Origin of the sequence: Actinocorallia herbida (assembly GCF_003751225.1) — a bacterium.
GTDB classification, from domain to species: Bacteria; Actinomycetota; Actinomycetes; order Streptosporangiales; family Streptosporangiaceae; genus Actinocorallia; species Actinocorallia herbida.
Genome location: NZ_RJKE01000001.1, coordinates 8,914,516 through 8,927,531, shown reverse-complemented (window position 1 = coordinate 8,927,531; position 13,016 = coordinate 8,914,516). Strand labels below are relative to the sequence as shown.

Annotated in this window: 11 protein-coding genes; 1 reads left to right on the top strand and 10 read right to left on the bottom strand. The window is 70.0% G+C overall.

The window, feature by feature from the left end; translation table 11 throughout:
• The first annotated feature begins 205 nt into the window (after window positions 1–205).
• Entirely contained in the window at window positions 206–403 is a 198-nt protein-coding gene (locus tag EDD29_RS40635) for a hypothetical protein (protein ID WP_123669467.1), read from the top strand.
• A 302-nt stretch (window positions 404–705) separates the two neighbouring features.
• Here EDD29_RS40635 and EDD29_RS40630 read toward each other — a convergent pair whose 3' ends face one another.
• The 10 genes from EDD29_RS40630 to EDD29_RS40580 all read right to left on the bottom strand — a co-directional run bounded on the left by EDD29_RS40630 (window position 706) and on the right by EDD29_RS40580 (window position 12,748).
• Window positions 706–2,295, bottom strand: a complete 1,590-nt coding sequence (locus tag EDD29_RS40630) for an alkaline phosphatase D family protein (RefSeq protein WP_123669466.1) — start codon at window positions 2,293–2,295, stop codon at window positions 706–708.
• A gap of 257 nt (window positions 2,296–2,552) precedes the next feature.
• On the bottom strand, window positions 2,553–3,101 hold the full coding sequence (locus EDD29_RS40625) for a hypothetical protein (protein ID WP_123669465.1): 549 nt from the start codon (window positions 3,099–3,101) through the stop codon (window positions 2,553–2,555).
• A gap of 481 nt (window positions 3,102–3,582) precedes the next feature.
• Window positions 3,583–6,177 (bottom strand): ATP-dependent chaperone ClpB, encoded by a 2,595-nt coding sequence (gene clpB, locus EDD29_RS40620; protein ID WP_123669464.1) that lies wholly within the window; start codon window positions 6,175–6,177, stop codon window positions 3,583–3,585.
• Window positions 6,178–6,206: 29 nt separating this feature from the next.
• Window positions 6,207–6,632: a heat shock protein transcriptional repressor HspR gene (locus EDD29_RS40615; RefSeq protein WP_123669463.1), complete on the bottom strand. Its 426-nt coding sequence runs from the start codon at window positions 6,630–6,632 to the stop codon at window positions 6,207–6,209.
• Window positions 6,633–7,802 (bottom strand): molecular chaperone DnaJ, encoded by a 1,170-nt coding sequence (gene dnaJ / locus EDD29_RS40610; RefSeq protein WP_123669462.1) that lies wholly within the window; start codon window positions 7,800–7,802, stop codon window positions 6,633–6,635.
• A 71-nt stretch (window positions 7,803–7,873) separates the two neighbouring features.
• The gene (grpE, locus tag EDD29_RS40605; RefSeq protein ID WP_123669461.1) at window positions 7,874–8,431 is read right to left on the bottom strand and encodes a nucleotide exchange factor GrpE; all 558 of its coding nucleotides are present in this window, start codon (window positions 8,429–8,431) and stop codon (window positions 7,874–7,876) included.
• Entirely contained in the window at window positions 8,428–10,266 is a 1,839-nt protein-coding gene (gene dnaK / locus EDD29_RS40600) for a molecular chaperone DnaK (RefSeq protein ID WP_123669460.1), read from the bottom strand. The genes grpE and dnaK overlap by 4 nt, the downstream gene beginning before the upstream one ends.
• 245 nt (window positions 10,267–10,511) lie before the next feature.
• A complete protein-coding gene (locus EDD29_RS40595; protein WP_170201761.1) occupies window positions 10,512–11,240 on the bottom strand; it encodes a hypothetical protein in 729 nt (242 codons plus the stop codon).
• A gap of 85 nt (window positions 11,241–11,325) precedes the next feature.
• A complete protein-coding gene (locus EDD29_RS40585) occupies window positions 11,326–12,048 on the bottom strand; it encodes a hypothetical protein (protein ID WP_123669457.1) in 723 nt (240 codons plus the stop codon).
• 10 nt (window positions 12,049–12,058) lie between these two features.
• A complete protein-coding gene (locus EDD29_RS40580) occupies window positions 12,059–12,748 on the bottom strand; it encodes a hypothetical protein (protein WP_123669456.1) in 690 nt (229 codons plus the stop codon).
• Window positions 12,749–13,016 lie beyond the last annotated feature (268 nt).

Here is a 13,016-nt window from a genome sequence, read left to right as displayed (position 1 = left end):
GCCGCACCCGGCCCCGGCGCGCCCGAGCCCACATCGCCGAGGCCGCCGCCCTCCCCGCGCCGTGCCTCTGCCGACCCTCACTCGCGCCTTTCCCGACGCCTATTCGGACGGACATTCGCCACTTGTCGCAAGTGGACATCACCGCGCCATCCTCGACCCTGACCGTACGCTGATCAGGACTCGACCAGAGCGGAGAGAGGCGCGCATGACGGACGAAGAAGCCCCCACCCCCTTGAGCGGCGCCCGCGCCATATGGCAGAACAGCGTGGACAGTGCCATACGCCAGTTCGTGAAGGGAAGCGGCCGCCTGCCGACCGACGACGAAACCGCCAACATCCACAGGCAGATCGACAACATCCTGACCCAGCTCGGCTGCCGCCCCGAGACCGAGGACCAACGCTAGGCACGCCAGGCGGCCGCCATCTCGCACCCGGCCCCGGAAATGTCCTCTGACCAGGCATGATGTCCTTGACCGTTGGACCCTCTACGGTCCCGAGCAGCGGAACGCAGCCGGCACCGGCCGCGCACGGCGGGACAAGATCGTCCGCTGCCGCCCCGATTCCCAGGTCAGCGCCGCACTTCAGACGGCAAGAAGCGGCTTCGGAGATCATCCGGAGCCGCCCCGGGGTCATCGTTATCCGTGGACGGCTTTCCGGCATGGCGAATCCGCGGCACGGCCCAGGTCGAGCGGGATGAATCGCCGGATCAGCCGGGATCGGCCGGGATCAGCCGGGTCTGCTTCGGGTCCAGTGGGGCGGAGCGCAGGACGCGCAGGGTGGTTCCTGTGGCGGGGGTGTGCCAGACGACGGAGTCCGGGGTGATCGTGGCGATGGCGTTCTTGAACCAGGGACCGTCGGTGAGGCGCCAGCCGAACGGGGGGCGCCGTACCCCCGTGGTCTTGGCGAAGAGGCGGGCAGGGCCGCCCAGCAACCGCAGGCAGGCGATCCGGTTCGCCCACTTGAACGGGCCGCCGAGCGGGTTGCGGAACGGCGAGCAGACCGCCTGGAAGATCGGCAGGCCGCCGTCGGCCTTGGCCAGGTAGCTGTAGTGGATGTCGCCGCCGAGGAACGCGATGTTCTTCGGTGGGGCGCCGCGCCCGCCGCGTGTCACTTCGAGCACCGCTCGCGAGACCGCTTCGAAGCTCTCCCGGAACGCCGCCCAGTGCTCCAGGTCGGCGAACTGCCGAAGCTTCTCGCCGAACCCGTCGAGGCTCCGCTCGGCCACCGGCTCGTTCCAGGCCTCCGCGTAGTGGATCACCGGGGGCAGGAGGAACGGCAGCGAGCTCGCGATGAGGAGCTGGTCGACCCCGCCCGTCAGCTGCTCGTCCAGCCAGGACTGTTCGGCGTCGTCGAGCATGGCGCGGCGGGTCGGCGTGAGCAGCCGGGACGCCCGGCTGTCCACGACGACGACCCGGGTCCGGCCCAGCTCGAAGCGGAAGGACCATCGGGCCGTCGAGGGCTCCCGGTCGGCCAGGTCGGCGAATTCGTCGAGCGCCGCGCCGCCGTCGGCCGCGCCGCGGACCGCCGCCAGCACCTTGTCGGCGCGCCGCTCCTCGGGCGAGAGGTTCCCGAGGTGCTGGTAGATCCAGTAGGCACCGATCCCGCTGACGACCCGCTGCCGCCACCAGGCCACCCCGGCCATCGACTGCCGCCACGCGTAGGAGGTGTTCCAGTCGTCGCGGACGTCGTGGTCGTCGAAGACGCTGCGCGTCGCCACCGTGGACAGCAGCCAGCGCACGGCGGGGTCGGTCGTCCAGGCCAGCCGGTACAGCTCGGTGTACTCCTCGAAGTCGGCGATCTCCTCGCCGGGCGGGGCGGAGATGTCGCGGCGGCCGCTGATGAACGCCCGCATGCGCTCGCCCGTGCCGTCGGCGTAGACCTGGTCGCCGATCATCAGCAGGACGTCGGGGAAGTCCGCGCCGTTCTTGAGCGCGTGCGCGAACGCGCTCAGCGCGTCGATCCCGTGGGTCTCGGTCGCCGCGGGCGCCACCCGGCACGACCCGAACGCGACGGCCGCCGGCCGGGCCGGGTCGACGGTCCGGATGACGCTCGGCGGGAACTCGCTGCCCGCTTCCGGCCACACCCGCCGCCCGTCGAGCTGCACCTCGTAGGGGGTCGCGGACCCGGGCTCCAGCCCATCGACGTCCACCAGCGCGTAGTGGTGCCCGTGCACGGCGAAGGTCCGCTCGGTCCGCCCCAGCACGGTCACCTCGCAGGCCTCGGTGGTCTCCACCCAGACCGTCGCCCCGCGCTCCCCGACCCACCGCAGCAGCGGCCCCAGCACCAATCCCGTCATACCCCCCATTGCATCGGAACTCCCGCCCCCCGTCCACACACCCCGCCCTGCCCCCGTCCGGCGGCTCGAAGTGGTCGGCCCGGTACCGGACAACACGCATACACGCCGACTGAACACCGCTTGATTCAACAAAGCGGACATGGCCCGCACCCATAACGGGTGCGGGCTTTCCCCCGCCCGCCCGGAGCCCGGCGAGGTCGTGCGCCGGGTGCGGTGTCACGGGGCGAGGCGGGTGGACTTCCCGGGAACGCGGGAGGTCAGCGGCCCGCGCGGTTGTTCATGCGGCGGGTGGGCAGGGTCCGGGCGTTGCCGCGGGAGCGCTGGGCGAGCGCGGCGGCGCGCCGGTCGGTGCGCTTGAGCGCGGTCTTCCTGCCGGTCTTGCGGACGGTGTCGGGCTTGGCGGGCACGGAGGACTCCTCGGATTCGGGCGACGGCGCGGGCAGCGCGTCCGTCGTGGAGACCGGCAGGCCGGGAACGGGGAAGCGTGCGGCCGACTCGCCACCGGGCACCACGGGGAGGGAGGCCGGGAGCACCGCGGACAAAGCGGTCACGGGTACGCCGGCCGTCGACGGGTCGGTCGCGACGGCGGAGGTGGAGGAAGAGGTGGCGGGCATGCGCGACTCCTGGCGGTCGGTTCCGGCGGTCTCGGCTGAGGGGCGGGCGGTCGTGGTCGCGGCGGAAGCCACGGAGGACGCACCGGTCGGCTGATGGGTGGCGGGCATGCGCGGCTCCTGGTGGTCGGCGGTGGCGGGGCGGGTGGTCGCGGACGCGGCGTCGGGTGCCGAGGGGTGGGTGGAGGCGGGCATGGTGGCTCCTGGGAAGGGCTGTGGTGCATGCGTCGGCGGCGACATGAATGGCACGAGGAAAGGCGAATACGACGAGTGGCGCATTCATGGGCTCGCGGAAAAGAACTGTCGGCCGGGGCGCATGAAGGAATTCCGGAAAGGGTCCGGTGAAAGAGAAGGCGCGTGGTCCGGTAGCCGAAGGCGAACGGCAAAGGAGCCGACAGGCGCACTGTCTCGATGAGAAGGGTGCACAGGTGGGGTCGCTGTGATGGCGGGCGCTCCACGGCGCCTCAGGCCCACCTCGTGCTGCGGGAGCCGCTCGGCGGCTCGACCGGAAGGGATCAGATCTCCATGACGGAGACATTAGCCCGGCCCCGCACCGGACGTCAACACCTTTCTGTGAAGTGCCCGGAATTCACCCGGCACGGTGCGGAGGAAAGGTCGAAAAATGGAGCGGCCCGCGCCCCCGGGGAGGGGGTGCGGGCCGGGGAAAGGCGCCGGATCAGCGCTTGCTGAGCGGGACCGTGGAGTGGACCGCCAGCTTGTCCGTCGCCGGGTCGACCTCGACGGTGACCTCGGAGCCGTCGCGGATCTTGCCCGACAGGAGGCCGCGGGCGAGCTGGTCGCCGATCGCGGTCTGCACGAGGCGGCGCAGCGGACGGGCGCCGTAAGCCGGGTCGAAGCCTGTCCGGGCGAGCCACGCGCGGGCGTCGGCCGAGACCTTGAGCGAGAGCTGCCGGTCGGCGAGCCGGTCGGCCAGGCGGTGCACCTGCAGGTCGACGATGTCGGCGAGCTCGTCCTGGGACAGCGCGTCGAAGACGATCACGTCGTCGAGCCGGTTCAGGAACTCTGGCTTGAACGCCATCCGGACGGTCTTCATGACCGCCTCCCGCTGGGCCTCCTTGCTCAGCGACGGGTCGACCAGGTACTGCGACCCGAGGTTGGAGGTGAGGATGAGGATGGTGTTGCGGAAGTCGACGGTGCGGCCCTGGCCGTCGGTGAGGCGGCCGTCGTCGAGCACCTGGAGCAGCAGGTCGAAGACCTCCGGGTGGGCCTTCTCGACCTCGTCGAGCAGCACCACGCTGTACGGCCTGCGGCGCACCGCCTCGGTGAGCTGCCCGCCCTCCTCGTATCCCACGTAACCGGGAGGGGCTCCGACGAGCCGGGCGACACTGTGCTTCTCGGAGTACTCCGACATGTCGATCCGGGTCAGCGCCCGCTCGTCGTCGAACAGGAAGTCCGCGAGCGCCTTCGCCAGCTCGGTCTTGCCGACGCCGGTCGGGCCGAGGAACAGGAACGAGCCCGTCGGCCGGTCGGGATCGGCGACGCCCGCACGGGAGCGGCGGACCGCGTCGGACACCGCGATGACCGCGTCGCGTTGCCCGATCAGGCGGGCGCCTATGACGTCCTCCATGCGCAGCAGCTTCGCCGTCTCGCCTTCCAGGAGCCGCCCCGCCGGGATCCCCGTCCACGCCGACACCACGTCGGCGACGTCGTCGGGCCCGACCTCCTCCTTCACCATCGCGCCGCGGGTCTCGGCCTCCTCCGACGCCTGGGAGATCTCCTTCTCCAGGGTCGGGATCTCGCCGTACAGCAGCCGCGACGACGTCTCGAAGTCGCCTTCGCGCTGCGCCCGCTCGGCGAGGCTCTGCAGGTCGTCGAGCTTCTTCTTGAGCTCGCCGACCCGGTTCAGGCCGGCCTTCTCCTGCTCCCAGCGGCCGACGAGGCCGTGCAGGTGCTCCTGCTTGTCGGCGAGGTCGGCGCGGAGCTTCTCCAGCCGCTGCCGGGACGCCTCGTCGGACTCCTTGGCGAGCGCGAGCTCCTCCATCTTCATCCGGTCGACCGTGCGCTGGAGCTGGTCGATCTCGACCGGCCGGGAGTCGATCTCCATCCGCAGCCGGGAGGCGGCCTCGTCGACGAGGTCGATCGCCTTGTCCGGCAGGAACCGCGAGGTGATGTAGCGGTCCGACAGCGTGGCCGCGGCGACCAGCGCCGAGTCGGAGATCTGCACCTGGTGGTGCGCCTCGTACCGGCCCTTGAGGCCGCGCAGGATCGCGATGGTGTCCTCGACCGACGGCTCGCCCACGAACACCTGCTGGAAGCGGCGCTCCAGCGCGGGATCCTTCTCGATCCGCTCGCGGTACTCGTCCAGCGTGGTCGCGCCGATCATGCGGAGCTCACCGCGCGCCAGCATCGGCTTGAGCATGTTGCCCGCGTCCATCGCGCCCTCGGCCGCGCCCGCCCCCACGACGGTGTGCAGCTCGTCGATGAACGTGATGATCTGTCCCTCGGACTCCTTGATCTCGTTCAGGACGGACTTGAGCCGCTCCTCGAACTCGCCGCGGAACTTCGCGCCCGCGACCATCGCGCCGAGGTCGAGCGAGATGAGCCGCTTGTCGCGCAGCGACTCCGGCACGTCGCCGGTGACGATCCGCTGCGCCAGCCCCTCGACGACGGCGGTCTTGCCGACGCCGGGCTCGCCGATGAGCACGGGGTTGTTCTTGGTGCGCCGCGACAGCACCTGGACGGTCCTGCGGATCTCCCCGTCCCTGCCGATGACGGGGTCGAGCTTGCCGTCCCGCGCCTTCTGGGTGAGGTCGACGCCGTACTTCTCGAGCGACTGGAAGGTGTCCTCGGGGTTCTCGCTGGTGATGCGCCCGTGCCCGCGGACCTTCTCGAACGCGTCGAGCAGGGCGTCGGGGGAGGCGCCGTACTCGCGCAGCAGGTCGGCGACCTGGCCGCCGTCCGTCGCGAGGCCGACCAGGAGGTGCTCGGTGGAGACGTACTCGTCCTGGAGCTGGCGGGCGCGTGACGCCGCGGTGTTCAGCGAGGCGAGGAGCTGGCGCGAGGTCTGGGGCGCCGCCACCGTCGATCCCTGCGCCTTCGGCAGGTTCGCGATGAGCTCCTCCGTGCGCCGCCGGATCGCCGACGGGTCCGCGCCCACCGCCTCCAGCAGCGGGACCGTCGTGCCCTCGCTCTGCGCCAGCAGCGCCGCGAGGAGATGGGCCGGCTCGACCTGGGGACTGCCCTCCGAGGCCGCCCGGCGGACCGCGACCGAGACCGCGTCCTGGCTCTTGTTGGTCAGCTTGTAGTCCATTGGATCAAACCCCCGGGTTCAAAAATCCTTCAGTCTTGCTGCTTTCGCCAGAGGACGACCCCGGTCTGGCGGATCGGGACCAGATCGCCCCCGCGCCCCTCCCCGCGCATCTGCGCGAGTCTGGCGGCGACGGCACGGGTGGACTCGAGTTCGTTGCCCAGCTCCTCGACGAGCCGTCTCAGCCGTCCGAGCTCATTGCGCAGCTCGTCGTTGGAGCGCTGGAGTTCGAGGATCTTGCTGATGCCCGCCAGGTTGACCCCCTCCTCCTGGGAGAGCCGCTGGATCTCGCGGAGCGCCGCGATGTCGCGCGCGGAGTACCGGCGGCCCCGGCCGGACGCCCGGCCGGGGGAGACCAGCCCCATGCGGTCGTAGGTGCGCAGCGTCTGCGGGTGGAGACCCGACAGTTGCGCCGCGATCGAGATGACATAGACCGGGGTGTCGTCGGGGAAGTCCACTTACCCCTCCCTAGCCTGCTGCACCAGGGTCTGGCGCAGGTCGTCGCCGCGATGGGTCTCCGACAGGTCGGTGAGCGACTTGCGCTCCTCGTCCGTCAGCTTCTGTGGCACGTTCACCTCGATGGTCGCCAGGAGATCGCCCCTGGAACCGTCGCGGCGGGTCGCGCCCCTGCCGCGCACCCGGAAGGTCCTGCCGTTCGGGGTGCCCTCGGGAATGCGCAGCTTGACGGGCTGGCCGCCGTGCACCGGCACCATGATCTCGGCGCCGAGCGCGGCCTCGGGGAACGTCACCGGGACGGTCACCATGAGGTTGTCGCCGTCGCGGCCGAAGACGGGATGTCCGGAGACCTTGAGCTTGACGAGCAGGTCGCCCGCCGGGCCGCCGCTCTCGCCGGGCGCGCCCTTGCCCTTGAGCCGGATGGTCTGGCCGTCCTTGACGCCCGCGGGGATGCGCGCCTGGATGGTGCGGGTGCCGATGGCCCGGCCGCTGCCGTTGCAGGTCGGGCACGGGTCGTCGACGACCATGCCGCGGCCGTGGCAGTGGCTGCACGGCTCGGCGAACCCGAAACCGCCCATGTTGCGGGTCTCCTGGCCGGTGCCTTCGCAGTAGGGGCAGACCCGAGGCAGGGTGCCCGCCTTGGCTCCGGTGCCCCGGCAGGTCTGGCAGGGCGCCTCGGAGGACAGCCGGAGCGGGACCGTGATCCCGTCCAGCGCCTCGCTGAAGGTCAGGGTCACCTCGGACTCGACGTCCTGGCCGCGCCGCGGCCTGCGGGTGGAGGTGGTGCGGGTCTGGCCGCCGCCGCGGCCGAAGAGGCCGCCGAAGAGGTCGCCCAGGCGCTCGCCGGCGCCGGCCCCTCCCGGGGCGTTGCTGCCGAAGAGATCGTTGAGGTCGAAACCCTGCGGACCTCCGCCCGGACCGCCCCCGCGGAACGCGCCCCCGTACGCCCTGACCTCGTCGTACTCCTTGCGGCGCTTGTCGTCGGACAGGACGTCGTAGGCCTCGGAGATCTCCTTGAAGCGCTCCTCGGCCTCGGCGTCGCCCTTGTTGGCGTCGGGGTGGAACTTGCGAGCGAGCTTCCGGTAGGACTTCTTGATCTCGTCCTGGGTGGCGGTCTTGGCGACACCGAGGGACTTGTAATAGTCCTTCTCAAGGTAGTCCTTGGTGCTCACCGGCTCCCCTTCGAAATGTGCTGCGGATCTCGTCCCGGGGGCGGGCCGCCGCCCCCGGGACCGGTGTCAGTTCAGGCCTGCGGGCCGGCGACGACCACACGGGCCGGCCGGACGACGCGCTCGCCGATCCGGTATCCGGGCTGGTAGACCTCCAGCACCGAGTCCTCCTCCACGTCCGCGGACGGGACGTGGGTCAGCGCCTCGTGCACGTTCGGGTCGAACGGATCGCCGACCGCCCCGTACCGTTCCAGGCCCAGCTTGCCGAGGGTCGTCTCCAGGGACTCCCCGACGGACTTGAAGGCGCCGACGAGCTCGTCGTGCTCGCGGGCCTTGTCGATGCTGTCGAGGATCGGCAGCAGGTCGGTGAGCACGCCCGAGATGGCCTGCTCCCGCACGGCCACCCTGTCGCGTTCCACCCGCTTGCGGTAGTTCACGTACTCGGCCTGGAGCCTCTGAAGGTCCTTGGTGCGCTCCTCGAGCTGCTCGCGCAGTTCGGTGGAGGCCTCATCGACCGCTTCGTCGGCCGGAGCCGCGGACTCCTCCTCGGTGGGAGGAGTCCGCAGCTCGCCCGTCTCAGGATCGATGCGCCGCGAGTCGCGGATCACCGGTTCTTCCTGAGAACTGCTCACTTGGCGTCCTTGTCGTCGTCGATGATCTCGGCGTCCACGACCTCGTCGTCCTGGGCGCTCTGGTCGGCGCCGGGTGCGGCGGTGTCGGCGGAGCCGTCGGCCTGCTGCTGGGCGTAGAGCGCCGCGCCGAGCTTCTGCGACGACTGGGCCAGCTTCTCGGCCGACGCCTTGATCGCGTCGGTGTCGGTGCCCTCGAGGTCCTTGCGCACCTCGGCGATGCCGTCGGTGACCTCCTTCTTGAGGTCCTCGGGCAGCTTGTCCTCGTTCTCCTTGACGAACTTCTCCGTCGAGTAGGTGAGGGTCTCCGCCTGGTTGCGGATCTCGGCCTGCTCCTTGATCCGGCGGTCTTCCTCGGCGTACTGCTCGGCCTCGCGCATCATCCGCTCGATGTCGTCCTTCGGCAGCGCGGAGCCGCCGGAGATGACCATCGACTGCTCCTTGCCGGTGCCGAGGTCCTTGGCCGAGACGTTGACGATGCCGTTGGCGTCGATGTCGAAGGCCACCTCGATCTGCGGGACGCCGCGGGGCGCCGGGGGCAGGCCGGTGAGCTGGAAGGTGCCGAGCTTCTTGTTGTACGCCGCGATCTCGCGCTCGCCCTGGTAGACCTGGATCTCCACGGACGGCTGGTTGTCGTCGGCCGTGGTGAAGGTCTCCGAGCGCTTGGTCGGGATCGTGGTGTTCCGCTCGATGATCTTGGTGAAGATGCCGCCCTTGGTCTCGATGCCGAGGGACAGCGGGGTCACGTCGAGGAGCAGGACGTCCTTGACCTCGCCCTTGAGGACGCCGGCCTGGAGCGCGGCGCCGACGGCCACGACCTCGTCGGGGTTGACGCCCTTGTTGGGGTCCTTGCCGGCGAGCTCCTTGACCAGCTCGGTCACCGCGGGCATGCGGGTCGAGCCGCCGACCAGGACCACGTGGTCGATCTTGTTGACCGTGATCCCGGCGTCCTTGATGACCTGCTGGAACGGCGCCTTGCAGCGGTCGAGCAGATCCGAGGTGAGCCGCTGGAACTCCGCCCGGGTGAGCTTCTCGTCGAGGTGCAGGGGGCCCTCGGCCGAGGCCGTGATGTACGGCAGGTTGATCGTGGTCTCCGAGGAGGAGGACAGCTCGATCTTCGCCTTCTCCGCGGCCTCACGCAGGCGCTGGAGCGCCATCTTGTCCTTGGAGAGGTCCACGCCGTGCGCGTTCTTGAAGTTGGTGACCAGCCAGTCGACGACCTTGTTGTCCCAGTCGTCGCCGCCCAGGTGGTTGTCGCCGCTGGTGGCCTTCACCTCCACGACGCCGTCGCCGACTTCCAGCAGCGAGACGTCGAAGGTGCCACCGCCGAGGTCGAAGACCAGGATGGTGGCCTCGCCCTCGCGCTCCAGGTGGTAGGCCAGGGCGGCGGCGGTCGGCTCGTTGATGATGCGCAGGACGTTCAGTCCCGCGATCTGGCCGGCCTCCTTGGTGGACTGCCGCTGGTGGTCGCTGAAGTAGGCCGGGACGGTGATCACCGCGTCGGTGACCTTCTCGCCCAGGTAGGCCTCGGCGTCGCGCTTCAATTTCTGGAGCACGAACGCGCTGATCTGCTGCGGGGTGAAGTCCTTGCCGTCGATCCCGACCTTCCAGTCGGTGCCGATCTCACGCTTCACCGAGCGGATGGTCCGGTCCACGTTGGTGACGGCCTGCCGCTTGGCGACCTCACCGACGAGCACCTCGCCGTTCTTCGCGAAGGCCACGACGGACGGCGTGGTCCGCGACCCCTCCGCGTTTGCGATCACGGTGGGCTCGCCGCCCTCCAGAATCGCGACGACCGAGTTGGTCGTCCCGAGGTCGATACCGACCGCACGTGCCATCGTCCGCTTCCTCCGTCTGTCTCATCGGGGCTCTGACGGGTCCCAGAATGCCCCGCGCGTCGTGTGCTGTCAAATGAGTTGAGTCAAACTCGCTCAACTTAGTTGCTGGAACACCGGTGTGACGCAGCCTATTCCGGGATGTACCCGCTCGTCCGGCAAACGAAGAACGGGCCCGCCATGCCTGTCGGGGGGCAGGCGGCGGGCCCGTTCGGCCTGGTCAGGCCGCCCGAAGGCGGCCAGAAGGGTTACATGGTCTTGTGCCGGACGAGCCAGTTCCACGCGGCCTTGTTGGTGCCCGCGGTGTTCGGCAGCTGGAAGCGGTCGTTGACGATCAGGTCCACGAGCCCGCCCGGGATCAGCCCGCAACCGGACGCCTTGGGCAGCGCGAACTTCATGTCGGTCGTCCAGACCTTTGCCAGGAGAACACCCTCGCGGACCTCGGGAAGGGCGAGCCCGATCACCGGCTTGACCGTGATCGGCGCGGCGTCGGTGCCGACGTAGCAGGAACCGAGGACGAGCGGGTGGACGAAGCGGAACTTCACCCCGAACTCCTTCGGCATGACCGTGCCCGCGACGACCGAGCCCGTCGTCTCGATCTTGACCTTGGTGCCCGTCAGGTCCTGGGTGTAGATGCCCGTGCCCGGAAGCGGCGTCTGGATCGTCAGCTCACCGCTGGTCAGCCCGCCGACCTTGGCGACCGAGGTGCCGTCGGCGAGTCTGCCCTGCCCGGTGACGAGCTGGATCGGCTTGTCGACGAGGACCTTCACCGAGCCGATGTCGATCGTCCCGTCGATGACGGTGGAGACGAAGCAGGTCCAGGACGTCGCGTCCGCGGGCCTGGCCGGGCAGGACGCGAAGTCGGCCTCCGACGGGACATAGGCGTTCTCTGCGGCCGCGGGAGCGGCCGGCGCGAGCGCGACCGCGGTGGCGAGCGCGGCTGCTCCGGTGGCAGCACGACGCAGAAGCTTCTTCATGATGGCTCCGGTAGGGGTGGGGTGTGAGCGCGGCCCCGAGGAGCCGCGCTCCCGCCTGTCGGAAGGAGAGGGGGGCGGAGAAGCGTCAGTACTTCTTCTGCCGGACCGCCCAGACGAAGTTCGCGGAGCTGACGCCGGAGGCGGCGGGCAGGCCCAGGAGATCGTCGGGGTGGCCGAGCAGCGGGTAGGTGGAGCAGCCCGTTGACGCGGGGAGGGCGTACTGGTCGTCGTTCGCCCAGATCTTGATGCCGGGGGTCAGCCAGAAGAACCACGGCAGGGAGGCCGTGCTCTGCGGCTTGAGGACGACGGGGGAGGCGTCCGTGCCGATCGTGCAGTTCTGGCCGAGCAGCCCGCCCGGGCTCCACAGCTTGAACTTCACCTTGAACTCGTGGATCGAGTCCGGCCGGTTCAGCCCGACCCCGACGAGCCGGCCCTCGATCTCGGGCAGGGTCGAGAGGATCACGTTCGTTCCGGGAAGTACCGTCACGACCTTGAAGTTCTGCGGCTGGGTGATGCCGCCCCAGGCCGTCACCTTCGAGCCGTCCGCCGCCTTGCCCTCGGCGGCGGTGACCCGGATGGGCTTGTCGAGCAGGATGCGGATGTTCTTCTTCGTCCCGAGGGTGAAGCCGCCCTCCAAGGCGATCGAGACGTAGCAGTTCCACTCGGTGACGCCCGCGGGCTGTGCGGGGCAGTCGGCGAAGTCGGCGGGCGAGGGCACATAGGCCTGCTCGGCCGCGGAGGCGGGCGCGGTGAAGCCGAGCGTGAGGGCGAGGGCGCCGAGGACGACCCCGGTACGGCGGAATCTCATCGCAGCGTCCTTAGAAGGTCTTGTGACGGATGGCCCAGGTGGCGTCGAAGTGGTTGCTCGTGGCGTTCGCCGCCCCGATCAGCACGTTGGGGAGCTGGTTCTCGCATCCGGTCGCCCAGTCGATGGCGAAGACGTCGTCGTAGACCTTGGCCCGGGTGAGCAGTTTTCCGCTGACGAGCCACGGCAGCGTCCACTGGATGCGGGGGGCGATGACGACGGGAGCGGTGTCGGAGCCGATGTAGCAGTTCGCGCCCAGGCCGTCGCCGATGAGCCGCGCCTTGAGGCCCACTTTGGAGGGGACGAGGGCGCCGGGGGAGACCTCTCCGGTGGCTTCGATCTGGACCTGCCACCCCGTGGGGTCGGGGATCTCCAGAGGGGTGCCCAGCAGGCCCGTCACGAAGGGCACGGGGTCGCCCTTCAGGGAGCCGAGCACGGCGGTCTTCGTGCCGTTGACGTTGCCCTGCCCGATCGTCAGCCGGTACGGAGAGGTGATCCGTGCCTTCATGTTCTTCAGGCGGAACTGGCCGTCGAGGGCGGTCAGCACGAAGCACGTCCAGTCGGACGCGCCCGCGGGCTTCGCCGGGCAGTCGGCGAAGTCGGCCTCGGTGGGGGTATAGGTGTTGTCGGCCTGCGCGGGGGTGGCGGTGAGGCAGAGGCCCACCGCCACCGCGGCGAGCCCTGCGGAGATGAGGCGACGCATGGACACGGCTCCTTGGGGGGTGGGATACCGGTGAGGCGGCTTCGCCTCGGCGTGCTCCTGGGGATGGGGGCGCCGCTGAGACTAACCTCACAAATCGCCCAATCCAAGGTCTGTAGTGTCACGAACGGGAAACACGGGGTACCTCTCGCATTGACCGGTCCACTACGGTGCGAGCGCACGGCTCTGGCTTGGTAAGTTACTCGTCGGTATAACTCGGGACCCGCGTGCGATCAAGCTGGCGGCGCGCCCTACGCTTCAGCCAATGGCC